The sequence below is a fragment of the Streptomyces sp. NPDC028368 genome (assembly GCF_055565615.1).
Map to the genome: position 1 here is coordinate 74,745 of NZ_JBVHTY010000008.1, position 23,796 is coordinate 98,540.

The 23,796-nt window shown below is 69.6% G+C and carries 21 protein-coding genes; 5 read left to right on the forward strand and 16 right to left on the reverse strand.

Annotation, left to right across the window (positions count from 1 at the left end; translation table 11 throughout):
* Positions 1 to 10: 10 nt before the first annotated feature.
* Entirely contained in the window at positions 11 to 2,389 is a 2,379-nt protein-coding gene (locus ACZ4S3_RS19730) for a collagenase (RefSeq protein WP_467935834.1), read from the forward strand.
* Positions 2,390 to 2,517: 128 nt separating this feature from the next.
* Complete coding sequence (locus ACZ4S3_RS19735; RefSeq protein ID WP_467935836.1) at positions 2,518 to 3,012, forward strand: cytochrome P450; 495 nt, start codon at positions 2,518 to 2,520, stop codon at positions 3,010 to 3,012.
* A gap of 10 nt (positions 3,013 to 3,022) precedes the next feature.
* On the opposite strand, the gene ACZ4S3_RS19740 is transcribed toward ACZ4S3_RS19735, so the two are convergent.
* From ACZ4S3_RS19740 to ACZ4S3_RS19795, 12 genes are all read right to left on the reverse strand, one after another.
* The gene (locus tag ACZ4S3_RS19740) at positions 3,023 to 3,709 is read right to left on the reverse strand and encodes a GntR family transcriptional regulator (RefSeq protein WP_467935838.1); all 687 of its coding nucleotides are present in this window, start codon (positions 3,707 to 3,709) and stop codon (positions 3,023 to 3,025) included.
* Between the two features lie 190 nt (positions 3,710 to 3,899).
* Positions 3,900 to 4,904 carry a proline racemase family protein gene (locus ACZ4S3_RS19745; protein ID WP_467935840.1) on the reverse strand — a complete coding sequence of 335 codons (1,005 nt, stop codon included), beginning with the start codon at positions 4,902 to 4,904 and terminating at the stop codon, positions 3,900 to 3,902.
* An 82-nt stretch (positions 4,905 to 4,986) separates the two neighbouring features.
* Entirely contained in the window at positions 4,987 to 5,895 is a 909-nt protein-coding gene (locus tag ACZ4S3_RS19750; RefSeq protein WP_467935843.1) for a dihydrodipicolinate synthase family protein, read from the reverse strand.
* Positions 5,896 to 5,997: 102 nt separating this feature from the next.
* Entirely contained in the window at positions 5,998 to 7,533 is a 1,536-nt protein-coding gene (locus ACZ4S3_RS19755) for an FAD-dependent oxidoreductase (protein WP_467935845.1), read from the reverse strand.
* Positions 7,514 to 7,828 carry a (2Fe-2S)-binding protein gene (locus tag ACZ4S3_RS19760; protein ID WP_467935850.1) on the reverse strand — a complete coding sequence of 105 codons (315 nt, stop codon included), beginning with the start codon at positions 7,826 to 7,828 and terminating at the stop codon, positions 7,514 to 7,516. Before ACZ4S3_RS19760 ends, ACZ4S3_RS19755 begins: the two co-directional genes overlap by 20 nt.
* Positions 7,829 to 7,865: 37 nt before the next feature.
* The gene (locus tag ACZ4S3_RS19765; RefSeq protein ID WP_467935852.1) at positions 7,866 to 9,020 is read right to left on the reverse strand and encodes an NAD(P)/FAD-dependent oxidoreductase; all 1,155 of its coding nucleotides are present in this window, start codon (positions 9,018 to 9,020) and stop codon (positions 7,866 to 7,868) included.
* A 109-nt stretch (positions 9,021 to 9,129) separates the two neighbouring features.
* Entirely contained in the window at positions 9,130 to 12,306 is a 3,177-nt protein-coding gene (locus ACZ4S3_RS19770; protein WP_467935854.1) for an amino acid adenylation domain-containing protein, read from the reverse strand.
* A 646-nt stretch (positions 12,307 to 12,952) separates the two neighbouring features.
* Complete coding sequence (locus ACZ4S3_RS19775; RefSeq protein WP_467935858.1) at positions 12,953 to 14,248, reverse strand: cytochrome P450; 1,296 nt, start codon at positions 14,246 to 14,248, stop codon at positions 12,953 to 12,955.
* Complete coding sequence (locus tag ACZ4S3_RS19780; protein ID WP_467935861.1) at positions 14,245 to 14,865, reverse strand: GTP-binding protein; 621 nt, start codon at positions 14,863 to 14,865, stop codon at positions 14,245 to 14,247. Before ACZ4S3_RS19780 ends, ACZ4S3_RS19775 begins: the two co-directional genes overlap by 4 nt.
* Positions 14,846 to 15,199 carry a DUF742 domain-containing protein gene (locus ACZ4S3_RS19785; protein WP_467935864.1) on the reverse strand — a complete coding sequence of 118 codons (354 nt, stop codon included), beginning with the start codon at positions 15,197 to 15,199 and terminating at the stop codon, positions 14,846 to 14,848. The genes ACZ4S3_RS19780 and ACZ4S3_RS19785 overlap by 20 nt, the downstream gene beginning before the upstream one ends.
* Entirely contained in the window at positions 15,196 to 15,600 is a 405-nt protein-coding gene (locus ACZ4S3_RS19790) for a roadblock/LC7 domain-containing protein (protein WP_467935867.1), read from the reverse strand. Before ACZ4S3_RS19790 ends, ACZ4S3_RS19785 begins: the two co-directional genes overlap by 4 nt.
* Before the next feature lie 3 nt (positions 15,601 to 15,603).
* A complete protein-coding gene (locus ACZ4S3_RS19795; RefSeq protein WP_467935869.1) occupies positions 15,604 to 17,151 on the reverse strand; it encodes a sensor histidine kinase in 1,548 nt (515 codons plus the stop codon).
* A 423-nt stretch (positions 17,152 to 17,574) separates the two neighbouring features.
* Here ACZ4S3_RS19795 and ACZ4S3_RS19800 point away from each other — a divergent pair, with 423 nt between their 5' ends.
* Positions 17,575 to 18,219 carry a GNAT family N-acetyltransferase gene (locus ACZ4S3_RS19800; RefSeq protein ID WP_467935871.1) on the forward strand — a complete coding sequence of 215 codons (645 nt, stop codon included), beginning with the start codon at positions 17,575 to 17,577 and terminating at the stop codon, positions 18,217 to 18,219.
* Positions 18,220 to 18,507: 288 nt separating this feature from the next.
* Here the strand turns inward: ACZ4S3_RS19800 and ACZ4S3_RS19805 are convergent, their stop codons facing one another.
* Positions 18,508 to 18,834, reverse strand: a complete 327-nt coding sequence (locus ACZ4S3_RS19805) for a plasmid stabilization protein (RefSeq protein WP_467935874.1) — start codon at positions 18,832 to 18,834, stop codon at positions 18,508 to 18,510.
* A gap of 138 nt (positions 18,835 to 18,972) precedes the next feature.
* Between ACZ4S3_RS19805 and ACZ4S3_RS19810 the strand changes: the two genes are divergently transcribed.
* Together ACZ4S3_RS19810 and ACZ4S3_RS19815 are read left to right on the forward strand one after the other, a co-directional pair.
* On the forward strand, positions 18,973 to 19,161 hold the full coding sequence (locus ACZ4S3_RS19810; RefSeq protein WP_467935876.1) for a hypothetical protein: 189 nt from the start codon (positions 18,973 to 18,975) through the stop codon (positions 19,159 to 19,161).
* Positions 19,162 to 19,437: 276 nt separating this feature from the next.
* A complete protein-coding gene (locus ACZ4S3_RS19815) occupies positions 19,438 to 20,457 on the forward strand; it encodes an AI-2E family transporter (protein ID WP_467936452.1) in 1,020 nt (339 codons plus the stop codon).
* Positions 20,458 to 20,651: 194 nt separating this feature from the next.
* Here ACZ4S3_RS19815 and ACZ4S3_RS19820 read toward each other — a convergent pair whose 3' ends face one another.
* The 3 genes from ACZ4S3_RS19820 to pgsB are packed head-to-tail and all read right to left on the reverse strand — an operon-like array spanning position 20,652 to position 23,790.
* Positions 20,652 to 21,722 carry an NlpC/P60 family protein gene (locus ACZ4S3_RS19820; RefSeq protein ID WP_467935879.1) on the reverse strand — a complete coding sequence of 357 codons (1,071 nt, stop codon included), beginning with the start codon at positions 21,720 to 21,722 and terminating at the stop codon, positions 20,652 to 20,654.
* 20 nt (positions 21,723 to 21,742) lie between these two features.
* Positions 21,743 to 22,225 carry a poly-gamma-glutamate biosynthesis protein PgsC/CapC gene (locus tag ACZ4S3_RS19825; RefSeq protein ID WP_467935881.1) on the reverse strand — a complete coding sequence of 161 codons (483 nt, stop codon included), beginning with the start codon at positions 22,223 to 22,225 and terminating at the stop codon, positions 21,743 to 21,745.
* Positions 22,222 to 23,790, reverse strand: coding sequence for a poly-gamma-glutamate synthase PgsB (gene pgsB, locus ACZ4S3_RS19830; RefSeq protein ID WP_467935884.1), 1,569 nt, complete (start codon positions 23,788 to 23,790; stop codon positions 22,222 to 22,224). Before pgsB ends, ACZ4S3_RS19825 begins: the two co-directional genes overlap by 4 nt.
* Positions 23,791 to 23,796 lie beyond the last annotated feature (6 nt).

Here is a 23,796-nt window from a genome sequence, read left to right on the forward strand (position 1 = left end):
GGAGTTTTCGGTGTTCCCTTCGACCACTCCCGGCAGTGCCTCACGAATATCCCTGCGCAGATCGCTGCTCGTCTCCGCGACGGCGGTCGCCCTCTGCCTCACCGCCGCCCCCAGCGGCACCGCACTCGCGGCCGACACGAAGGCCGCGCCGCCCGCGGCGGCCGCACCTGCATCGGTGGTCCCTCGCGGCGGCCCGCAGGACCACGTCGAGCACCGTGCCAAGGCCCCCAGCCCGGCGGCCCGGATGCTCCCCGCACCCGGCGGGCTGACCAGCGCCCACATCCCTGGCGCCCGTACGCCCAAGCCGCGCGCGAGCACAGCACCCACGCCCCGCGCGACCGTCGGCCGGGCGACCGTGCCCTGCACCCTCGACGGCATCACGGGCCTGAGCCCCGAGGAGTTCGCCGACTTCCTCGCCGACCCCGCCGTCACCGCCGACGGCTGTCTGCGCAACCTCATCTGGACCTGGGACCCGCGGCTCATCCCCGTCCTGTCGACCCAGCACGTCCAAGCCGTATCCCGCCGGATCACCCAGCTCGCCCCGGACCACGACGGCAAGAACAGCAGCCACCTCCTGGAGATGCTCACCTATCTCCACGCCGCCGTCTTCCACGACTTCTCGCACGACGAGATCGACCTCACCGACCCGACGACCGTCGACGCCATGCGCCAGGCCGTGGACGCCTTCGGCACGGCCGCCCGCACCTTCGACGCCACCGACACCAACGGCAACACCCTGCGCGAGGCCCTCATCGCGGCCAGTGCCCCGGGCCTGCGCCAGCACCAGCTCCCGCTCATCAAGAAGGTGCTGGCGACCATGGGCGCGGACCACCCCGACACCGCCCAGAGCCCCGCCTGGGGCGGAGCCGTGTTCGGCGCACTCTCCGTGAACTTCCTGGGCATCTCCCCGGGCAACAACGACACCGCGTTCCAGGCCGCGGTGACCGCCGACCCCGCCTACCGGGCCGCGCTCAAGGCCTTCGCCGGGTACACCCACCTCAAGGACCAGCCCAACGCCTGGGCGGTGCGCGACTCCCTGCTGGAGTACGGCCGCATCGGCCAGATCAGCGACCTGCGCTCCGAGATCGTCGACGCGCTCGGCCCGCTCCTGGAGACCGTCGCCGGCAACTTCGGCGAGATGAGCGCCCCGTGGGCCAAGGTCGCCACGTGGCTGAACGAGTTCGACGCCTGCGCGCCGTACAAGGCCTGCAAGGCGGACATCGAGCGCCGCCTCTTCCCGGACACCTACACGTACGACGTGAAGGGCGTCGACGGCATCACGGTGCGCACCGCGCTCGACCGGGACACCGTCGACCAGCTCTACTACGCGAGCAAGCAGGTCAGGACGCAGTTCCACCGGGTCATCGGCACGCGGGAGCCACTGTCCGGAGACACCAACACCACGCTCACCACGATGCTTTACGCCTCGCGCGCCGACTACGAGAACTTCCAGCCGCTGCTGACCGGCCTCAGCACCGACAACGGCGGCATGTACATCGAGCAGGGCGCCACCTTCTACACCTACCAGCGGCGCGTACCGCAGGACTCCACGCTCACCCTCGAAGAGCTCTTCCGTCACGAATACACGCACTACCTCAACGGCCGCTGGGCGGTGCCCGGCCTCTTCGGTGAGGGGCCCTGGTACGAGGGCGACCGCACCACCGCGATGGACGAGGGCACCGCGGAATTCTTCGACGGCGGCACCCGCGACGGGGGCATCAAGGTCCGCAAGTCCCTCGTCAAGGGCATCATCGCGGACACCGCGAACGGCGGGCCGCGCATGACCGTGGACCAACTGCTGCACGCCACCTACGACGGCGACGGCTTCCGCTTCTACAACTACGCGGGCACGTTCTTCGAGTTCCTGTGGAGCGAACACCCGTCGCTGCTCCGGGAGATGTACCGCCACCTGCGCGACAACGACCCCGCGGCCTTCGATGCCTGGCGCGACCGCCTCGGCAAGGACACCGGGCTGCAGAGCGCGTACGACGCCTTCCTCGACGAAAAGATCGCCCACGTCGACGACCTGTTCGTGCCCGACACCACGTACACGCCCCTCCCCGAACTGCAGGCCACCTCGGCCGACGAGGTACGCGCCTCCTTCACCGAGACGACAGGCAACACCCCCACCTGCCAAGCCACCGGCGCGACCGAGCGGCTCCGCTTCGCCTGCACCGGACAGGTCACTGCGAACCTGACCGACTCGGGTAACGCGGACGCCGTCTTCAAGGACATGTCCAAGACCGTCGACGACGACATCCTGAAGCGCTCCTCGAAGGGCGTGAACAACCTCACCGACATGAACTGCTCCTTCGGCGAGGTGACCGTCGGGTCCGACGGACGTACGGGCACGGCCGACTACCAGTGCGAAGGCCCGCTGCGCTCCTGAACGACCCGGGGAGGCGCAGACATGCACGGCGCCTCCCCGCCCGCCTGCGCCGAGGCTTCCCCCACATACGGCCTCGGCGCAGGCCCACGGGCGAGCGAAGCGGCTCGTTCGCGTACACCGTGTACGCCGTGCGCCTCGCGCCACTTTTTAAGTCAGTCGCTTGGCTGAAGCTCGTAGGCGGCGTTCACTCACCTCATCTGCCATCGGCGAGCGTCGGGTTCCCGCTGCCGGTGTGGGTGATCTGCAATCTGCTCGGTGTCCCCGACACGGACCGGGACAGGTTCGCCCGCTGGTCCGACATGCTGCTCAACCTCACCCGGTACGGCCAACGTGAGATCGACACGGCGCAGAGCGAGTTCCCTGCGTACATGGCCGCGCACCTGGACGCGAAGCGCGCCGAACCGGGCGACGACCTGCTCAGCTCGCTGCTCACCGCGACCGACGCCAAGGGCGGACGGCTCACGGACACCGAACTCGTGGCCACCGGCCAGGCGTTGCTGATCGCCGGGCACGAGACGACCGCACATGCGGTTGATGCCAACTCCCGTACCACGCGAGCGCGTTCAAATTTCAGGGGGGCGACTGTGGGCGCTCCCGTCGCATGCGAGGGCGTCGCGGTGTGAAGTGCGGCCGCTACTTGCCGGATATCTCCGCGGTCCCGGTCTTGGCCCAGAGCGAGCGGACATGTCCGAGGTGCTTGGCCATGCACTCCTCCGCGCCCTTCGCATCCCCCGCCAGCATCAGGTCGAGGAGTTCCAGGTGCTCCTCGGCCGACGGGATCAGTTCGCCGCGCTGGTCCAGGGCGGTGAGCCCGTACAGACGCGAGCGCTTGCGCAGGTCACCGACGGTTTCGACGAGCTTCTCGTTGCCGGAGAGGCCGAGCAGCGAGAGGTGGAACTGCCGGTCGGCCTCCAGGTAACCGATGAGATCGTGGTCGCGCGCGGCCCGCACGATCTCCTCGGCGACCGGCCGCAGCGCCTCCAGCTCCTCACGGGCGGCGGAGCGGGTGATCCGGCCGATCATCGGGATCTCGATGAGCGCGCGGATCTCGGTGTACTGGTCGAGGTCGTGCTCGTTGACCTCGGTGACGCGGAAGCCTTTGTTGCGGACGGGTTCGACCAGTCCCTCGCGAGCCAGGTCGAGCATCGCCTCGCGCACGGGTGTGGCGGAGATCCCGAAGTCCTCCGCAAGGACCGGTGCCGAGTACACCTCACCCGGCCGCAGCTCACCGGAGATCAGTGCGGCTCGCAGGGCGTGGGCGACCTGGTCGCGCAGCCGCTCCCGGGTGGCGTTGAGATCGCGATGCTTCAGGTGCCCCATAACGGTGGTGATCCCTTCATGCCGGAGCGGATCATCAGCATAGAATGTCACATTGTTTTCGCTGGTGACAGGGTGTACGCAGGGCCGGGGGCGGAGAACTCCAGGGCTGCGCGGCCCAGTTCCCGCGCCGCTCCCGCGCCGCGTCCAAGGCGGCCGAACGGGCGGGTGGGCGGGTGGGTCGCGGCGGCGGTCACAGGACGAAGCCTCCGGGGAAGGGGTCATCCGGGTCGAGGAAGTACTGGGCGGTGCCGGTGATCCAGGCGCGGCCGGTGACGGTCGGTACCACGGCGGGCAGCCCGCCGACCTCCGTCTCGGCGACGAGCCGGCCGGTGAAGCGGGTCCCGATGAAGGACTCGTTGACGAAGTCACGGTTCAGGGGCAAGGCACCACGGGCGTGCAGCTGTGCCATGCGCGCCGAGGTGCCGGTGCCGCAGGGAGAGCGGTCGAACCAGCCCGGGTGAATCGCCATGGCGTGCCGCGAGTGATGGGCGTCCGAGCCGGGAGCGGCCAGATAGACGTGCTTGACTCCGGCGATCTCCGGTTGCTCGGGGTGGACGGGCCGGGCCGGCGACGCGTTGATCGCCTCCATGATGGCCAGCCCGGCGGCCAGCAGGTCGTCCTTGCGGGCGCGGTCGAACGGCAGCCCCAGCGCGTCGAGTTCGACGAAGGCGTAGAAGTTGCCGCCGAAGGCGAGGTCGTAGGTGACACTCCCGTACCCCGGGACGTCCACCTTGCGGTCCAGACCGGCGCAGAACGCGGGCACGTTGGTGAGCGTGACCGACGTCGCCGCACCGTCCGCTACATGTACGTCGACGGTGACCAGGCCGGCCGGGGTGTCGAGTCGCACCGGGGTGACCGGTTCGCTCACCGGCACCATGCCCGACTCGACGAGGACGGTGGCGACCCCGATGGTGCCGTGGCCGCACATCGGCAGCAGCCCGGAGACCTCGATGTAGAGGACGCCGAAGTCGGCATCGGCGCAGGTGGGCGGCTGGAGGATGGCGCCGCTCATGGCGGAGTGTCCGCGCGGCTCGTACATCAGGAGCGTCCGGATGTGGTCGAGGTGCTCGAGGAAGTGAAGCCTGCGCTCGGCCATGGTGGCGCCGGGGATCACACCGACGCCGCCCGTGATCACGCGCGTGGGCATGCCCTCGGTGTGCGAATCGACGGCGTGGAAGACATGACGCGTACGCACGATGAGTCCTTTCGAAGCGGCACGATGCGGCCGACGGAAGCCGTGAAGAGATGCGGTCAGCGGAAGCAGTGAACAGAAGCGGTCAGCGGTGGCCGTCGGCGAGGGCCTTCTCGGTGGCGGCCCGCACCTGGGCCTCGGTCTCCCCCGTGAGCGGGAAGCGCGGCGGGCGGGTGGGGCCACCGCGGCGGCCGACGAGGTCCATGGACAGCTTGATGCACTGGACGAACTCCGTCCTCGAATCCCAGCGCAGCAGCGAGTGCAGGGACTTGTAGAGCGGCAGGGCGGTGGCCAGGTCCCCGGCGACGGCGGCGTGGTACAGCTCGGCGCAGCTCGCGGGGAAGGCGTTGGGGTATCCGGCGATCCAGCCGACCGCACCGGCCACGGCGAGTTCGAGCAGGACGTCGTCCGCGCCGATCAACAGGTCCAGTTCCGGGGCCAGTTCGGCGATCTCGTACGCGCGCCGTACATCGCCGCTGAATTCCTTCACGGCGACGATGCTGCCGTCCTGGCTCAGCCGGGCCAGCAGCGCGGGCGTCAGATCCACCTTCGTATCAAGGGGATTGTTGTACGCGACGACCGGTACCCCCGCCTTGGCGGCCTCGGCGAAGTGGGCGCGGACGGCCCGTTCGTCGGCCCGGTAGGCGTTCGGGGGCAGCAGGAGGACCGAGCCGCAGCCCGCTTCGCCCGCCTGTTCCGCCCAGCGTCGGGCCTCGGCGCTGCCGTAGGCGGCGACTCCGGGCATGACCCGCGTGCCCTCGCCCGCCGCGTCGACCGCGGTGCGCACGACGCGGGCCCGCTCCTCGTCGGTGAGGGTCTGGTACTCGCCGAGCGAGCCGTTCGGCACCACACCGTCGCAGCCCTGCTCGATCAGCCGGCGGACGTGTTCGGCGTATGCGTCGTAGTCGATGGACAGATCGTCGCGCAGGGGCAGCGCGGTGGCGACCATGATCCCGCGCCAGGGGCGGGTGCTGTTCCAATCGGTGACGGCCATGCCAGTAACCCTTCTCCTTCTATGACATAACACGTGTTCTATGACGTAACGTGCGATGTTTCCTGTGGCTGGGTGTGCGCGTCCACAAGGGCGGACCGCGGGTCAGTCGTCGATGCCTGGGGTGGCGTGGGTCCGGATGCCGGTGGGTTCGTCGAGCGAAGCGAGCGCCGAGAGCGGAACGGGTACGGCGAACGGACGGCGTTCAGCGGGTGCTTCCACGGTGCCTTCGCCTGCCGCGAGACATGCTGCCGCCGTTCCGCACATCCGCCCCTGGCACCAGCCCATGCCGGCCCTGGTGAGGAGTTTGACGGTGTGTGCGTCGCGGGCCCCGAGGTCGGATACGGCTTCGCGGATGGTCCCGGCGGTCACTTCCTCGCAGCGGCACACGTCCGTGTCGTCGGTCAGCCAGTCCGTCCAGCCCGCCGCCGGTGCGTGACTGAGGGCCATCGCATCGGCGAAGGCGCGCATCCGGTCCCGGCGACGTTGCAGCTCGCGCACACGCCCTTCACGGACGGGGCGCCCGGACCGTCTGGCGGCTACCGCGAGGCCCGCCAACTCTCCTTCCACGCAGGCGAGTTGTGCGCCGCCGACGCCCCCGGTCTCCCCCGCCGCCCACAGGCCACGCACCGAGGTTTCCTGAAGGCCGTTCAGGGCCAGGGCGGATGTTCCGTCAGCCACGGTGCGGGTGGCGCAGCCGAGTGCGGTGGCCAGTTCGATCTGCGGGGCGAGGCCGTGCCCGACAGCGAGCGCGTCGCACGCGATCCGTCGGCCTGTCCCCCGTACGGGCCGCCAGTCGCGGTCGAGCCGGGTGACGGTCACGGCCTCCACTCGGTCGGTGCCGTGCACCTCGGTGACCGCGCTGCGGGTGCGCAGCCGTACGCGGTGCCGCAGCAGAGCGGCACCGTGGGCCGCCGCCTCGGCCAGTTTCCGCGGGTTGGCCGCGAGGGCGCGGGGATGGCGGGCGTATCCCCGATAGCCGGACGCCTCAATCACGGCCGGGACCCGCGCGCCGGCGGCGGCGAGCGCGGAGGCGACCGCGAGCAGCAGGGGCCCGCTGCCCGCCACGACGATGCGCTTGCCGGGCAGCACCAGGCCGGACTTGAGCATGGCCTGCGCTCCCCCGGCACCCACGACACCCGGCAAGGTCCAGCCGGGAAAGGGGAGTTGGCGCTCGTACGCGCCGGTCGCGAGCAGGACCGTACGGGCCCGCACCGGCACCGACCGCTCCGCGCTGCCGTCAGCCCCGGTGACGGCGTGCACCACCCACAGGTCACCGCCCTCGTTCAGCCCACCGCCCTCCTTCAAATCACCGTCGCCCTTCAGCCCACCGCCCTCCTCCAATTCATCGCCCTCCTTCGTGACGGCCCAGACATGGTGTCCGTAGAGATGGCTGACGTCGCTCTGCTCCAGGCGGCGGCGCAGCTCGGCGAAGGCCGGCCAGTCATGGTGCAGGGCTTCGGGCCGCGCCGCGCCGAGGGCTCGCGCCGGATGCCGGTAGAACTGTCCGCCGGTCCGGGGCGAGGCGTCCAGCAGGACTACGGACAGGCCAAGCCCGGCGGCCGTGACGGCGCCCGCGAGGCCGGCGGAGCCCGCGCCGATCACCGCGAGGTCGTACGGGTCAGACGCCGAGGCGGGCATGGCCGTGTCCCTCCTGGGTGATGATCGCGTCGCCGGGGCGGGCAGGCACCAGGCAGGCCCTGCGGTTGGGCTCTCCGTTGATGGTGGCGAGGCAGTCGTAGCACTGCCCGATGCCGCAGAAGGCTCCCCTCGGGCGGCCGGTGTTGCGGGTGGTTCGCCAGGCGAGGATGCCGGCGGACCACAGGGCCGCGGCGACGGACTGGCCGGGCAGGGCGGTGACCGGACGGCCGTCCATCGTGATCTCGAACGTCGAGCCGGGGTTCGCCGCTACCAGTTCGGCGGGGGTACGAGCCACGCGGGCCTCCTCTCGGAGCGGTCTCATGGTTGACGGGTCAGGCTGCGGCTTCGAAGCGGTCGGGTCGGAACGGGTCGACATCCAGGGGGAGTTCGTCGTCGGCCACCGACCGCGCGATGAGCAGTCCCGTGGCCGGGGCGAGCCCGACCCCCGCGCCTTCGTGGCCGCAGGCGTGCAGCAGCCCCGGCACCCGCGGATCGGGTCCGATGGCCGGCAGATGATCGGGCAGGTACGGGCGGAAGCCCGCATACGTGCGCATCGCCCGGACCCCGGCCAGGAACGGGAACAGTGCGGTGGCCTGGGCCGCCAGGCGGCGCAGCACCTCGGTCGACAACGTACGGTCGAAGCCGACCCGCTCCCGGCTGGCGCCGATCAGGACCGGGCCTGCCGCGGTGCCCTCGACCACCGCCGAGGTCTGCAGCGCCGCCGATCCGCTGGCGACGTCGGCAACGTAGTCGGCCGCATACACCTTGTGCCGCACCACCCGCGGCAGCGGTTCCGTGACGAGAACGAGGCCACGGCGCGGCAGCACCGGAAGCTCGACGCCGGCGAGTCGGGCGAACTCGCCGCCCCAGGTACCGGCCGCATTGACCACGTACGGGGCATGCGCCTCGCCGGACACCGTACGCACCCCGCGCACCGATCCGTCCGCCGTGGTCAGCAGACCGGTGACCTCCTCGCCGAGTCCGAGGTGCACCCGGTCACCGCCAGCGCGCAGCAGATGCGCGGCGGCCAGGGCCGGCATGACCTGCGCATCCTGGGGGTAGTGGAAGCCGCCTGCCAGGCCGGGAGCCAGATGTGGCTCCAGGTCCTTCAACCGGTCCGGTGGGACTTCCGCCGCCCGCACTCCGGCCTTCTCCTGTCCGGCCGCGAAGTCGCACAGGGCTCGCATCCCGGCCTCATCGGAGGCGACGACGAGGCCCCCCTTGGGCTCGTACTCGACCTGCGGCGGGAGCAGTTCGGCCAGCTCCCGCCACAACCCGGTGGACAGCAGCGCGAGTTCCAGTTCGGGTCCGGGCTCCTTGTCGGAGACCAAGAGGTTGCCCTCGCCGGCGCCCGTGGTGCCGCCCGCGACGGCGCCGCGGTCGATCACGGTGACGGAGAGGCCGTCTCGTGCTGCGTAGTAGGCACAGGCCGCGCCGACCACGCCCGCTCCGACGACGATGACGTCCGAGGTTCTTCTCGTGAGCACGTCAATAACATTTCACATTGCACTATCAATGCCAAGGGTTCCGCACGATCCGTCCGGCAACGACGCCGACCACCGGTGAGGCCCGGGACCGGTGGTCGGCCGTGGTGGATCAGGCGCGGGCGAGGAGGAGGCCGTTGTGCTTGAGACAGGCGATGTAGTGGTCCAGCATCGTGTCGTCCACCGGCGGGCAGGAGGCGTGCCACGACGGCCAGAGCTGGTCGGTGCGGGTACGTCTCACCTCGGGGAAGACGGTGTCGAAGTACATCTCCTTGACGCTGAATTCGGCTTGCTTGGCCCGGGTGAGGAAAAGCGGGGTGAACGGCGCAATGGGCGAGGTGGGATGGGCGTGCACATGGTCGACGAGCGCGTCGGTCCACTGCTCGTAGCTGACGTCGTCGATGTGGTGTCCCGCGGACCGCATCCGGTCAACCATGTCGCTGAGGAACCCCGGCCGGGGGTTGGTCAGGTGGACCACGCCGCCGAGATGCGGGAGACGGGTGGCGATGCCGACGATCGCGTCCGTGACGGCGTCCACGGGTACGAGATCGAGAGGGAGCGGCACCGCGGGTGCCACCCCCATACGGACGATGGCGTCGAAGACGGCGCAGATGGCGCTGGTGGTGTTCCATGCGCCGGTCCGGCTGTGGCCGGTTATCTCGTAGGGACGGTGGATGGTGACCGGCAGTCCGGCGCCGGCGGCGTGCCCGAGCATGCGCTCGGCGACCCACTTGGTCTCCGGGTAACCCATGCTGAGCAGTTCGGGGTGGCTGAGAGGAGTGCTCTCGTCGACGTGCCGTACGCCGCCGACGCCGCTTCCGGCGAGCACAGCTGTCGTGGATACGTAGTGGAAGGGGATACGGCGGGGCCCTGCCAGCTGGACGAGCGTGCGGACGGCTTCCACATTCGACGCCCGCAACTCGGCGTACGGATAGAGGAAGTTGACGTGCGCCCCGTTGTGCACGATCAGATCGACGGTATCCGCGAGCCGGTCGTAGGTAGCACTGGGCATACCCAATGCGGGGCGGGCCAGATCGGCGGGTATCGGGCGGACCCGACCGGGTTCGGTGAGCCGGAGGCCGTAGCTTCTCATCGCCTCGTCGATACGACGGAGCGCCTGGGGCTGGTCAGCCGCGCGCACCGGGCAGTGGAGGGTGGCGTCGGTGTCCCTCAGCAGCCGTTCGAGCAGGAACGTCCCGACGAAGCCGGTGGCCCCGGTGAGCAGGATGTGGCGGGCGCGAAACGGCTGGGGCGAGGGGGTCTGAAGGGCGGGAGGAAGCGGTTCCAGGCGGGCGTCGGCCTCGAAGTCCGTTTCGGCGCGGTCGTCCTGGACGGCCGGCGAACAGTGAGCCGCCGTGCGGAACGCGGCGAGGGTGGGAGTGGCGAGCAGGCGTTGCAGCAGCGGCGCGAAGCGTGCGGTCGAGAGACCGAGGGCGGCAATGGTGCGGGTGACCGTGTGGGCCGCCAAGAGGGAGTTGCCGCCCTCGGCGAAGAAGTCGGTGCCGTCGGACACCGGGACGCCGAGCGCTTCGGCCCAGATGCCCGCGAGGGTGTCGCCGTCAGGGTAGGCGGCTGCCTCGTCTCCCAGGGGTCGGCACGAGCTCGCACCCGTAGCCGCCGTAGCCGTACCGATACGCATGCCCCTGGTCCTTCCTCTGCTCGTGCTCGTGCCCATGCTCATGCCCGTACTGGAAGCCGCGTCCTCGCTCAGGGCCGCGTAATCCGTCTTTCCGTTGACCGTGAGGGGCAGGCGTTCTCGCACGGTGATCGGGGTGGGGAGGGCGTGCGCAGGGAGGCGGTCCGACAGGTGGGTGCGGAGTGCCGCCGGATCCGGGGGGCGGACGGAGTTCGTGGGAGTGACGAAGGCGCAGATCCCCTTGCCGATCCCATCGTTGCCGCGGACGATCACCGCGGCTTCGGCGACGTCGGGGTGCCCGCGCAGCAGGGCTTCCACCGCCTCCAGTTCGATGCGGAAGCCGCGGATCTTGACCTGGCGGTCGGTCCGCCCCAGGAATTCGAGGGTCCCGTCGCGGCGCCGGCGCGCCAGATCGCCGCTGCGATAGAGGCGAAGCGTCTCCCCTGAGGCGGTTTCCCGGATGACGAAGGCCCGGGTGGTTTCGGCGGGCCGGTCGAGATACCCCAGGGCCAGGCCGTCCCCGCCGATATAGATCTCGGCTTCCTCGCCGATGCCGGCCGGGCTGCCGTCGGCGCGCAGCAGATGGCAGGTGCTCCCGGCTACCGGGCGCCCGATCGGTATGGAGGAAGCGCCGGGCGCCACATGGTCGACGTCGTATGCCGTGACCATGATGCCGCCCTCGGTCGGCCCGTAGCCGTTGATGAGGTGGCGGGGGCGCCCGGCCGCGCACACCGCCGCTGTGAGGTCCGGGTCCATGGCCTCGCCGCCCATCAGCAGCATGTCCAGGGAACCGAAGAGTGCGGGGTCGGTGCGTACCACGTGGTGGAACAGGCTGGTGGTCAGGAAGGCATGGGTGATGCGTTCCGTACGGATCAGCGACCGTAGTCGGGCCGTATCCAGCAACACGTCCCTTTCGGCCACGACGAGGCAGCCCCCATTGATCAGAGTCGCCCAGGTTTCGAAGAGGGAGCCGTCAAAGGAGAGGCCGAAGGTCTGCAGGACGCGTTTGCCCGGCCCGGGGCACCATGGATTCGCCCCGTCGGCGAGCCGGGCCACGGCGCGGTGCGGGAAGACGACCGGCTTGGGGCGTCCGGTGGTGCCGGAGGTGAAGAGGATGTACGCGCAATCGTCGGGCCCGCGCTCCACGGCGGCCGGGCCCGCGGCAGCCGGGCTGTCGCCGAAGGCGGAGGGGGCTGGGTCCGTCGTCAGCAGCGCGTCGAAGGCGACCCACTCGACCGGTCCGCCACCGGCGGGCACTGCATCGGTGTGCCCCGGAAGCACGACGGCCAGTCGCGCGCGGGCGTCCGTCAGCATTTCGGCCGTGCGGGCCGAGGGGTAGTGGACGTCCACGGGGACGCATACCGCTCCGGCCTTCAGGACGCCCACCATCGTGACCATCGCCTCCCACGAGCGCACGCCCAGGACGGCGACGGCCTCCCCTCTCCGTATCCCACGGTCGCGGAGGGCCCTTGATATGGACTGCGACCAGTCGTCGAGTTCCCGATAGGAGTAGGTCCGGTGGCCGTCCTGCACAGCCGGGCTCTGGGGCGTACGGGCCGTCCGGCGGGCGAGAAGGCCGGTAAGGGAAGCGCCCGGCGGGGCGAGGGCGGGGGCGGGGGTCCGCACGGCGGCGACGGGCATGCTGGTGTTCATCAGGGCTCCACACGGGGGGGAATGGCTTACGGGGACGGGGCAGCAGAACGCCGAGGGGGCGGCCTTCTGCACCCCGGGGGGCTGCGAGGGCAGGCGAGTTCCGGAGCGACCGTGGGGCGGGTCCTCACCACAGGCCGGAGCCCATGGCTCGGATGCTTTCCGAGCCACGGGCGGAGGTCAGCTCATCTCGCGCAACACCTTCGGAGCAGGCATACGGGGCCGTCGGCGCACAGCGCCGCATCCGCAGGACCTGACCCGTCAAGCGATCTCGAGGGCAACACCGAAGGAGGACCGCAGAGTTGGTCCACATGCGCTTCGTCCGACAAGGGCACTTGACGCCTTCCGTTACGGGAGCGGCGGTGAGCTGTCTCCACCCGCCCGCCCCACCCCATCGGTGCTCCCCTGCATCCGTGCCCACATCAGCATCACTTTAAGACAGAATTAACGCCCTTCCGTGGCGCAATAAGGATCACATTGACAGGGATAGGGGCGTCCCCACCCCCAGGCCCGTCGGCATTCCGATGGCAGCCTGCCGCCCCTTCGGCACGCCAAACGCCCCGGGAGCGAGCCGCGTTGCCCACCCGGAAGCCAGGCGGCTGACGAGGCCCCGCTCCCGGGGCAGCACAGAAACAGGCGGTCGACGCGATTACAGACGACGGCTCGGCGTGAACTGCACCGGCAGCGCCTCGAGGTGGCGGTACATCAGCGACGAGGACCACACCAGCTCCGTCTCGGGAACGGCCAGCTGGAGATCGGGGAGACGGGTCAGCAACGTGTCGACGGCCGTGTCGGCGATCGCCCGTCCGATATGCCGGCCCGGACACTCGTGCGGGCCGCCGCTGAAGGCCAGATGGGAGCGGTTGCCGTGCACCGCTGCCGTCAGGTCGGGGCGGATGGCGGGGTCCACATTCGCCGCGCGCAGGCCGAGCAGCAGCATGTCTCCTGCCCTGATGGCCTGTTCGCCGAGCTGGGTGTCGCTGGTGGCCCAGCGCCCCAGCAGCGTCATCATCGGCGGCTCGTCCCACATGACCTGCTCCAGCGCGTCAGGCAAGGTCATGTGTCCGCCGGTGAGATGCGCACGGAAGCGCGGGTCGGTGAGCACCATGCGCAGCGTGTTCGCGATCAGGTTGACGGTGGTCTCGTTCGCCGCGGTGAGGATGAGCCTCATATGTTCGCGGATCTCGTCATTGCTGAGGCCCGCGGGGTGCTCGATCAGCTTGGACGGGAAGTCGTGGCCGGGATGCGCACGCTTGCGGTCGACCAGCTGCTGGAGGGTCTGGGTGATGTAGTGGTTGCTGGCCACGGCCGTCTGCGTACCGCTGAGCACGTCCTGGACAGCGGCTGCCAGGCTCGGACCGTTCTCGTCCGGCATACCGAACAGCTGGGTCATGACGCGCAGCGGAAGCTGGGCGGCGAACTGGCTCACCAGGTCGGCCGCTCCCGTTCCGGCGAACTCGTCGACCAATTGGTCGGTGAAGCGGGTGACATGGCGCCGGATGCCGCGTGACTCGAAGCGGCCCAGGCTGTCGGTGACGGCGCCGCGGAGGCGTTTGTGCTCCTCCCCGTCGACGAAGACGCAGAGCGGCTGCCAGGTGGTGATCGGCGCCAGCGGATGGTCGGCCGACACCCTGCCCTGGGCCATGTCCCGCCAGTGACGTGAGTCGCGGGAGAAGACGCTTGGGGTGCGCAGAATCTCCAGATTCTCGCGGTGCCCCAGGACCAGCCATGCCGGGAGGTCGCCCTGCACGAGTACGGGCGCAACGGGGCCGTACTCGGCGCGCAGTTTCTCGTACACGCCCACGAGGTCGGCCTGGACGGCGGGGTCGTGCAGCCGGTACAGGCCTCCGGGGGCGGGGGCCTCGGAGGCCTGGCGGTGCGCCGGGCAGCCGGGCGGCGGAGCCAGGTGGTAATCGGTCTCGTGCTCGGGGAGGTTGGCGGTCACGTGGGCTCCGAGGTCTGGGCGAAGGAGCGCAGGTAGCGCATTAGTGTGATCAGGACGTCCCGGCTGGACGCCCGCTGGCGGGCGTCGCACACCACGATCGGCACCTGGTCGGGCAGGTCCAGTGCGCTGCGCAGCTCCTCGGCGGGGTACGAGTTCGCGTCCGGAAAGGCGTTGACGGCGATCACGAAGGGCACACCGGCCTCTTCCAGGCGGCCGATCACATCGAAGCTGACTTCGAGCCGCCGGGTGTCGACCAGGACGACGGCGCCGAGCGCTCCTTCGAAGAGGCCGTTCCAGAGGAACCAGAACCGCTGCTGGCCGGGCGTGCCGAAGAGGTAGAGCACCAGCTCCTTGTTGAGGCTGATGCGGCCGAAGTCCATCGCCACGGTGGTGGCGGTCTTGCGCTCGACTCCCGAGACATCGTCGACGTCGGCGCCGGCCTCCGTCATCGTCTCCTCGGTCGTGAGTGGCCTGATCTCACTCACCGAGCGGACGAGCGTGGTCTTGCCGACGCCGAACCCGCCCACGATCACGATCTTGACCGCCGAGGAGGCTGTCGACGGCAGCTGGTCCTCGCGCCGAGGCTCCGTGACGGTGTCAGAGCTTCTGGAGACCATCGATAACCGCCTCAATCAGTGCTATGTCGGGGAGTTTGGCGGCCGGTGCACGGGCCTCCACCCGCCCGTCGGCCAGGAGATCGTTGAGGAGCACGCCGATCACGCTCGCCGGCAGCCCTAAATACGCGGAGATCTCGGCGACGGAGAGCGGCGACCGGCAAATCCGGAGGATGGCGGCGAGTTCGGGCTGCATGCCCAGTTGCGATTCCTCGCGGGAGACGATCAGCGTGACGAGGTCGAGGTCGGCCTGTTCGTCGGACTGAGAGCGGCCCCCCGTGATCACGTACAACCGCTCGGGGCCGCCCTCGTCCCAGCCTTGGCCGGCTTCGCTCACGGCGTCTGCCCGTCGACCCGCGGCGGGCTGGTGAGATGGGCGCCTATCCGCGCCACCAGGTCGCGCATGCACTGTCCGACGAGTCCCGCGTCCACGCCTTCGTCGGCGAGTACGGCCAGATGCGCGCCGGCACCGGCGGCCATCAGGTACATGAAGCCGCCGCTGACCTCGATGACGACCATCCTCATCCGGCCGTTGCTGTGCGGGAATTCTGAGGCCACCGCCCCGGACAGGCTCTGCAGCCCGGAACCGATGGCGGCGAGGCGGTCGGCGGTGTCCGGGTTCGTGTCGTAGCGGGCCATGCACAGGCCGTCCGACGACAACACCACAATGTGGCGGGTCTGGGGGACGCTCTCCGCGAGGTCCTTGAGCATCCAGTCCATGTCCGCGCGCTGTTGCATCGGTTACTCACCCTTGTCTGACGTGTCGTTGCTGATCCGGGCGGGTGCCGACTTCGGCTGTTCGCCGGAGAGGCCACTGCGCAGCTCAGCCATCCAAACGCCGGGGGCCGGTTCTTCGTGCGCTGTGGCCGCGGGGCCCGGCCTGGCGGGGGCCGGCTTGCGGTCCGGGCTCGGAGCGCGCCGGCGCCGCTGCGGCAGGCCGCTGGGGGTCACCTCGGTCCCGGTGGTCTCTTCCCCGGCGTGCCCTCGCTCGACGGTGCCGAACGCACCGGTGTCCTCCATCGCGGCCCGTGGCGCGGAATGCTCGATCGGGGTCTCGTCCCGTGTGGCGTCGGGAGCCGGCGTGGCGGTGCGGCGGGCTGTCGGACGCGGACCGGAGGCGGCGCCGATGCCGTGCGCCCTGCCCGGCGCGGGCGCCGTGGTGATCGACGCCTTCGGCACGCTCAGTACGGCGCGCACTCCCCCGTACGCCGAGGGCGGCAGCGACACCTGGAAGTCATACGCCCGCGCCAGACGGCCGACCACCGCGAGCCCCAGACGCGGTGACTCGCCCAGGTCCTTGAGGTCGATGCCGGCCTGTGCCTCGGTCAGCATCCGCTCGGCCCGCGCTCGGGCCTCCTCGCTGAGGCCGATGCCACCGTCCTCGATCTCGATGGCGATGCCCATGTGCACTTCCACCGCGGTCAGATGGACGCGGGTCTTGGGCGGCGAGTAGCGCGTGGCGTTGTCCAGCAGCTCGGCGAGGGCGTGGATGAGCGGTTCGACGGACGGGCCGACGACGGCGACATCGGCGACGGAGTGCAGTTCCACGCGCTGGTAGTCGAGAATCCGGGACATGGCACCGCGCAGCACGCTGTAGAGCGGCACCGGCTTGCTCCACTGACGTCCCGGCCGGGCACCACTGAGGACGGCGATGCTGTCCGCGAGCCGGCCGATGAGGGCCGTGCCGTGGTCGAGCCTGAGCAGGTCGGCGAAGAACGCCGGCTCCTGGCCGTGCCGGTCCTCCATCGCCCGCAGGTCGGTCGCCTGTTGGTGCACGATGGCCTGGACGCGGCGGGCGACATTGACCACACCGCGCTGCGCGGAGTCGCGCATGGTCTCCTCGGCCTGCACCGCCTCGACCACCGAGCGGAGCAGCGCCTCGTGAGCCGCCCGGAACTGCGGGCTGAGTTCGTTGTGTGCAGCGGGGAGCGACTGCAGCACATCCTCCGCGAACTCGCCCTCCTGCAGCCTGCTGACCGCTACCGGCAGTTGCTGCTCGGCCAGACGGATCGTCGCCGCTTCCTGCTGCCGCAGATGCTGGAGGAGAAGCGCCTCCCGTTCGGCCGCCTCGGCCCGCACCGCGGACAGAGCCTGGCCTCGCCGTGCCGCGACCGCCGACACAAGGGCGATGACCCCCGTGGCGACCGCACCGCACCAGATCACCGCGCCCGTGGCCGGCACCAGCGCCCCGGCCACCGCGGTCGCCACGGCAGCCAGGGCCGCGGGTGCCGACCACGCCGCAACGGAGCCGGAAAATGAGCCTCCGGGTGACGACGCAGTACGAACCATCAGCATCCTCAATCGTGGGGGACCTACGGAGCGCCCCGGATGCGACGCGGCAGGGACGACAACCGTCCGGCGTACCTCATCCACCCGAGGCGACAACACAGTCATGAGCCGAGCAACCTGGGCAGCACACGCCCCGGCCACTCAACTGATAACACTATAACCGGAATTGATCACTACTCATACGTCTGCTCGAACGGCCGGGCCGTCGCGGGGCCGGAGCCGTTGCCGCACGGCCTGCATCCGGGTGCGGACGCTCCGTCAGCGAGGCGGGCCTGGACCGTCTCCGCCTCTTGCCCCGTCATCTGGGTCCCGTCACCGCGGGAGAACGAGTCGCCGGAATAAAGAAGAAGTCACATCCCCACCGTAACGTAATGTGCACACTCATTGAGTGACTCTTACGCGGCCTTAACTCGAGGAGGTTCAATGCTTCCGGAACTCGTCAGTACCTGGGCGTCCGGCTGGGCCATATCCCGCCACACGCCTCGTCCGGCCGAACAGCCCTGGGGGCTCTACATCGAGGTGGCCAAACCCGACCAAGTGGGCCGCCACGTACTGGCCGACGCCACCGAGTCCGCGGTACGCGAGGCCGCCGCCTCCGTGACCGTGCCCCACACCTGGCTCAAGGTGCCGGCGGAGCCGGAGGAGGTCAGGCGCTGGCTCCCGCAGGACTGGGTGGTGGACGATGACGAGACGGGCCATCTGATGGCCACAGATCTGCGGACCACGGGCCCGGTGACGCCCGACGGCTACACCACGACCGTCGAGACCGGCGACGGCGTCGTCCACGTCCGAGTCCACGACACGGCAGACGAGTTGGCCGCCCAGGGGCAGATGGCCGTCCTCGGCCAGGCCACGGTCATCGACCGCGTCATCACCCAGGAAGCCCACCGACGCCGCGGCCTGGGCAACTTCGTGATGCGCACCCTCGCCGACCACGCCGTGGCGGCAGGCGCGCAGCTCGGTGTCCTGGGCGCCACGGACGAGGGGCGTGCGCTGTACGAGACCCTGAACTGGAAAGTCCACGCCCCCCTGGCGGCGTGCATCTACAGGGGGTCACCGAGCAGGTGAACGTTCCGGTTCCGGTCTCCGGTCTCCGGTTTCCGCTTCAAGCCCACGCTGGACGGAGAGCTGGTCCTGCTCCGGCCGGTCACGGCGCACGACGTGCACGCGCTGATGCCCATGTTCCGGGCCCCGGAGGTGACGCGGCTGACCGGCAGCCACGACGATGGCGAACCCGACGAAACGCGGCTGCGGGCGCGACCCGGCTGATCGTCGGTTACGGCTTCGAGAAGCTGGGTCTACATCGCATCGCACTCCCTCTCGCCCTCTCGCCCGTCCAGGCCGGGCTTTCCGTCCTCAGCGGCCGACGGCCTTACGCAGCTCGTCCTTGCTCATGGTGGAGCGGCCTTCGATGTTCTTCTTCCTGGCCACTTCGTAGAGCTGGTCCTTGGTCGGCCCCTGCGGGCCGCTGTGGGAGCGTTCGCCGCCCCGTTGGGGTGCGGACTTCGGGTCCTTCGTGGAGGTCCTGCTTGCGGTCTTGGATTCGCCGGAGCGGGCGCGTTCCTTGTTGACGGTCCTCGCGGCGATCTCCTTGGCACGCTTCTCGGAGACGCCATGCACCAGCGCGTTCTCCTTGATGTGCTCGTACTGCCGCTCACGTTTCCTACTGGCTCCTGCAGGCATGTCGTCCTTCTCCGCGGTCGTATCGGCTCGGCCGCTTCGCGCCTGTCGCGCTCGGCGTCATTACCAGTCCACGCCAGATGCGCGCCGGATGCCAGGCGAACGGCGCTGACCGGGAGCCAGAAGGTCGGTCGATGGGGTATGCCGGTCGATCTGCGCTCGGGTGTAGCGGCGGATGCGCTCGCATGCCACCAGCCCGCCCTCCAGAAGCGCCGCTCAACCCATGCGCTGTTCCCCATGCGCTGTTCCAGCGATATTCCGACGCCATTCCAGCGATATTCCAGAGTTATTCAAGGGCTATTCAATGGTTATTCCGGCACCATTTCATGATATACACCCTGTGCTTTGTTCCCCTGGCTGTTGGTGTCGGCGGTGAGAGATCCGTGTTCCTGCCGCGTCGGTGAGCGTGTGGACAGCGGCCGTAGTTGTCCAATGGTCGCATCACCCTGGGCGTGCCCCAAAGGCTCGCCTGAGGCCTAGGGCCTGTCGTTTGGATCAGGCCTAGCTCCCGAAAGCCAGGACAGCGAGATGACATCCGAGAGTTCTCAGGGCGGGCAGCCGCCCTCAGGTAGGAAATGGAGAGGCGCAGGGCGGCGCCGTGGCAGCCTGCGGTCCTGGTTCACCGCAGGCTTCAGTGCCACTCTCGGCGGTGCGCTCGCCTATTGGCTGGCACACGAGGCGCTAAGGCTCAGCGAGCTGATGGTCCTTCTGTTCCTGTCCTTCTTCGTGGCCGTCTGCCTGGACCCGGTCGTGCGGTGGCTGGTACGCCACCGGCTGCCCCGAGGGTGGGCGGTCACAGTGGTGCTGCTGGCGTTCGTCGTCTCGCTGGCGGGATTCCTTGCGCTGGTCATCCCGCCGGTCACTGAGGAGGTCACCACATTCGCCCATGCCATGACCCGATGGCTTCGGCAGCTCCACGACAACCACACCGCTCTGGGGAGGTTTGAGGCCCGATTCCATCTCCTCAGCAAGATGCGTGAGCTGTTCGCTTCCGGCGCCTCCCCGCGTGTGGTCGGAAGTCTTCTCGGGGCGGGTCAAGTGGTCGTCAGCACCGTTACGGCGATCCTGGTGGTCGTGGTGGTGGCGCTGTACTTCATGGCCGGTCTGCCGCAGATCAAAAGTTTCTGCTTCCGGTTCGTCCCGGGCAGCCGCCGGCAACAGATGGAAACGCTCACCGAGGAAATCCTCACTCGGACTGGCTGGTACATGCTGGGGAATGTCGTCACCTCCGGAATCGCCGGTCTGGCCACATTCGTCTGGTGCGTCGCGACCGGCGTTCCCTATTCGGCGGCGCTCGGTGTTCTCGTCGCATTGCTGGACCTGGTGCCGATGGTGGGCTCGACCATCGGAGGAATCGTCGTCAGCCTCGTCGCGCTGTCGGTCTCCCTCCCCATCGCCATCGGCACGGCCGCCTTCTACACCGTCTTCCGTCTCGCGGAGGACTACTTCATCGTGCCCCGCGTGATGAAGTACGCAGTGCAAGTGCAGCCCATCGTCACCGTGGTCGCGGTGCTGGTCGGCGCGGCGTTGCTCGGCATCATCGGCGCGTTGCTCGCCATTCCGGTGGCCATCGCCGTGGGGATCGTTCTCGACGAATTCGCCTTCCCGAAAATCAGGGCCGCCTGAGGGGCGGTCGCCGGTTGTTGCCAGTTCCACAACGGCGGAGTTGACGCCGGCGGCCGCGCACGGCGCGGGCTCATGGGGAGGGGGCATGGGTGAGGGGTCATGGGTGAGGGGTCATGGGTGAGGGGTCATGGGTGAGGGCCGTACGGGAGAGATCCCGTACGGCCCTCGGTGTTCGTTGCCGTACCCCGCTCGGGTCACAGCCGCTTGGCGCTGCGCAGCGTGCTCGCGTAGTAGCCGTTACCGTCCAGGCGCGAGGTGCCGCCCTTGTCGCCGATGGTCGGGCCGTTGACCTCCTCGCGGCTGGATACGAAGATCATGTGGCCGTCGGTGTCGTGGCCCATGTACATGCCGACGTGGTCGAGGCGCTGCTTGGTGCGCTGGTCGAGTTTGAAGAAGACCAGGTCGCCCGGTTGCAGGACGTCGATGGATTTGGGGCGGTCGGCGGCGCCGACGCCCTTGAGCGGGATGACGTCGGCGCCGGTCTTCGAGCGGGCCATGCCGTTGGCGGTGCGGGGCAGGCCGTCGCTCGAGTGGTCGGAGGACGCCAGGGGGTAGCGGGCGCGGTAGCCCCACACCAGACGCTGGAAACCCGAGCAGTCAACGGAGCGGGCGCGCGCGGCCTCAGGCTGCTGGGCGACGCCGTCGCGGAAGGTGTATGAGGTGCCCAAGTAGTCGTAGAAGTCGGAGAGTTCGTCGCGCAGATCGTTGCCCTGGCTGCCATCCGGGTTCAGCGGGCCGAAGTTCGCGTCACCGGCGTAGGCGACGCCCTCGTCGTCCTTCTTGAGCGGGGCGCCCTCGACGTACTGGAAGGCGTACGCGAAGACGTCGTCCTCCTCACTGCCGTAGAACTCCTTGAACCAGTCCTTGAACCACTTCTCCCTCTCCGCGCCCTTGCGCCACGGCTCGGGCATCAGGCGCACCCAGTCCTCCGTCACCACCCGGGACGTGGTGTTGGCGGGCTCGGTGAAGGTGCGGCTGGGGCCCTTGAGGGTGGCGGTGCGGGCGCCGTCCGTGAAGGTGGCGAGCACCTGTCCGCCCTCGCCGCGCAGCACCGAGCGCTCGGGATTCTTCAGGCGCTCCCAGGGCTGATTGCCGCCCTGCTGCCCGGTGCTCGACTCCAGGGCGGGGGTATCCGTGACTGCCTGCACGGAGGGCACCTTGGCCTGCTCGTCCTTGCGCAGTGCCACGGTCAGGTATCCGCTGGCACCGAGCAGCGCGAGCACCGTCACGGCGTGCAGCACGGGGCGTTTCTTCTGGGGACTCATGAGATCGGCTCCGATCGGGGTCAGACGGACGGCATGACGCCGAGGAGAATTCCGGCGGTGAGGACGACATAGGCCATGAGCGTCACCGAGCCGGTGGCGAGCAACGTGGGGCCCTTGGGCTGACGGACCAGCTGGTAGGCGATCAGGCCCGGCACGATGAACCCGAGCGTCTGGTTGGCGTACATCAGCGGGAATTCGAGCGAGAGCACGATCATCACGGTCGCCTGGAGCGTGACGCCGAGCAGTACGACGGCGGCGAACAGCCGCTTGCCGTAAAGGATCACGAACTTCTGCATCAGCAACGTACCGACGTAGGTCAGGACGGTGACCCCGACCACCATGGCGGCGCGCTGCAGATCCTCGACGAGCGTCAGGGCCAGCCAGCCGGGGGTGATCATGCCGCCGGGCGAGAGGTTGGTCGTCAGGTAGCAGACCAGGGAGAACAGCAGCCCGATGGCGATGCCGACCGCGGCGATCTCGGGCGTGAGGACGGAGGGGATCAACGCTGCTCTCCTGGGCTGTGCCACTGCTGGGGGTCTTCGGTGGGCGGGGTGGGCGGGGTGGGCGGGACGCGAGGCTCGAACGGGCCGCGTGGGCGGGCCTGTTGAGGCGGCTGCGCGGCCCGGGGCCGGGGCGCGCGGGCGGGCTCCTGGTGAAGCTGCGGCCCGGACGCATCCGGTGGAGGCGGGCCCTGCGGATCCGGGTCCTGATCGCCGCGCCGTGCCGGGTCCTGGGCCTGGGTCTGGGTCTGGGTCTGGGTCTGCGGTGCGTACCGCGTCTCGTACGCCGGCGAGTACGGCTGGTACGGGTCGAGGTGCGGCGCGTAGAGCGCCACCGTGTCGGCCTGCCGGGTGTCCGGGGCCCGCTCGGCCGCGTCGTCGGCGCTTTCGTCCGGGGGGAGTTCGGCGAGGTGTTCCAGGAGGACCTCGCCCTGCCCGTGGATGTTGCCGATGGCGACGAGCGAGGAGTCGGCGCCCAGCCCGTCGAGGAGCTGTGCCATGAACTCCTCGGGGTCCCGGCGGTCGCCGCCCAGGTCGACGGCGCGGTCGCGGTAGGCGGCCGGGATCGCGTCGATGGCGGACTTGGCCGGGTGGCCGATCACGAAGACCCGGTCGGGGTCGAGGTCGGGGATGATCTCGCCCATCTGGCCGTTGCGCTCGACGCGGTCGGGGCGGCAGTTGATGACGACGTTCAGCGGCCGCTGGATGGCGTCGAGGCCGAGCAGCTGGTGGATGTTCATCAGCGTCGACTCGGGGTCGTTGGCCGCGAAGACGTTGGCGAAGCGCAGCTTCTTGCCGTCGGGGGTGAGGTAGCGCTCGACGGACAGGACTCCGGGGTCCGGCGGGGCGCCGTACATGCCCTTCAGGGCGGTCTCGCGGTCCACGCCGACGAGTTCGGCGACGGTCAGTGCGATCGCCACGTTCTCCTTGAAGGTGAACCAGCTGAATCCGCGCAGCTCCTCGTCGCTGACCGTCTCCGGGTCGGCGTAGATCAGCTTGCAGTCCCGGGCGTCGGCCTCCTCCTGCAGGATGGCGAAGCGGTCCTGCTCGGCGGTGACACAGATGCCGCCCTCCGGCATGGACCGGCACAGGGAACGCGCCACGTCGTCGAGGGTCGGGCCCATCTCCGCGAGGTGGTCCTCACGGACGTTGCACAGGACGCCGATGGTGGAGCGGATCAGCTTGGACTGGTTGATCTCCTGGAGGGCCGGCATGACGGCCATGCACTCGATGACGAGCGCGTCCGGGTGGTACGCGGCCGCGCGGCGCACGATGCCGATCTGCTCGACGACATTGGCGATGCCGAACTTGCGGTAGACCGGTTCCTCGGTGGCGTCGGGGTGGATGAACCGGGCGGCGGTACCGGTGGTCTTGGCGACCGTGGTCAGATCGCCGCCGCGCAGGGCGCCCGCGCACAGGCGGGTGATCGACGACTTTCCGCGGATGCCATTGACGAGCACGCGGGTCGGTATGTGGTCGAGGTTGACGAAGTGCCGTCGCTGTTCGACGATTCCGGCGATCAGCAGGATGACTCCGCACACCACGAGCACGGTGTAGAGGAAGAGCACGGGTGG

What these genes read in the sequence shown, in the direction of transcription:
- ACZ4S3_RS19800 (WP_467935871.1), top strand. Translation starts at nt 17,575, where the DNA reads ATGCTTCCGGAACTCGTCAGTACCTGGGCGTCCGGCTGGGCCATATCC.
- ACZ4S3_RS19790 (WP_467935867.1), bottom strand. Translation starts at nt 15,600, where the DNA reads ATGCAACAGCGCGCGGACATGGACTGGATGCTCAAGGACCTCGCGGAG.
- ACZ4S3_RS19780 (WP_467935861.1), bottom strand. Translation starts at nt 14,865, where the DNA reads ATGGTCTCCAGAAGCTCTGACACCGTCACGGAGCCTCGGCGCGAGGAC.
- ACZ4S3_RS19810 (WP_467935876.1), top strand. Translation starts at nt 18,973, where the DNA reads ATGCCGGTCGATCTGCGCTCGGGTGTAGCGGCGGATGCGCTCGCATGC.
- ACZ4S3_RS19740 (WP_467935838.1), bottom strand. Translation starts at nt 3,709, where the DNA reads ATGGGGCACCTGAAGCATCGCGATCTCAACGCCACCCGGGAGCGGCTG.
- ACZ4S3_RS19755 (WP_467935845.1), bottom strand. Translation starts at nt 7,533, where the DNA reads ATGCCCGCCTCGGCGTCTGACCCGTACGACCTCGCGGTGATCGGCGCG.
- ACZ4S3_RS19795 (WP_467935869.1), bottom strand. Translation starts at nt 17,151, where the DNA reads ATGGTTCGTACTGCGTCGTCACCCGGAGGCTCATTTTCCGGCTCCGTT.
- ACZ4S3_RS19820 (WP_467935879.1), bottom strand. Translation starts at nt 21,722, where the DNA reads ATGAGTCCCCAGAAGAAACGCCCCGTGCTGCACGCCGTGACGGTGCTC.
- ACZ4S3_RS19770 (WP_467935854.1), bottom strand. Translation starts at nt 12,306, where the DNA reads ATGAACACCAGCATGCCCGTCGCCGCCGTGCGGACCCCCGCCCCCGCC.
- ACZ4S3_RS19750 (WP_467935843.1), bottom strand. Translation starts at nt 5,895, where the DNA reads ATGGCCGTCACCGATTGGAACAGCACCCGCCCCTGGCGCGGGATCATG.
- ACZ4S3_RS19805 (WP_467935874.1), bottom strand. Translation starts at nt 18,834, where the DNA reads ATGCCTGCAGGAGCCAGTAGGAAACGTGAGCGGCAGTACGAGCACATC.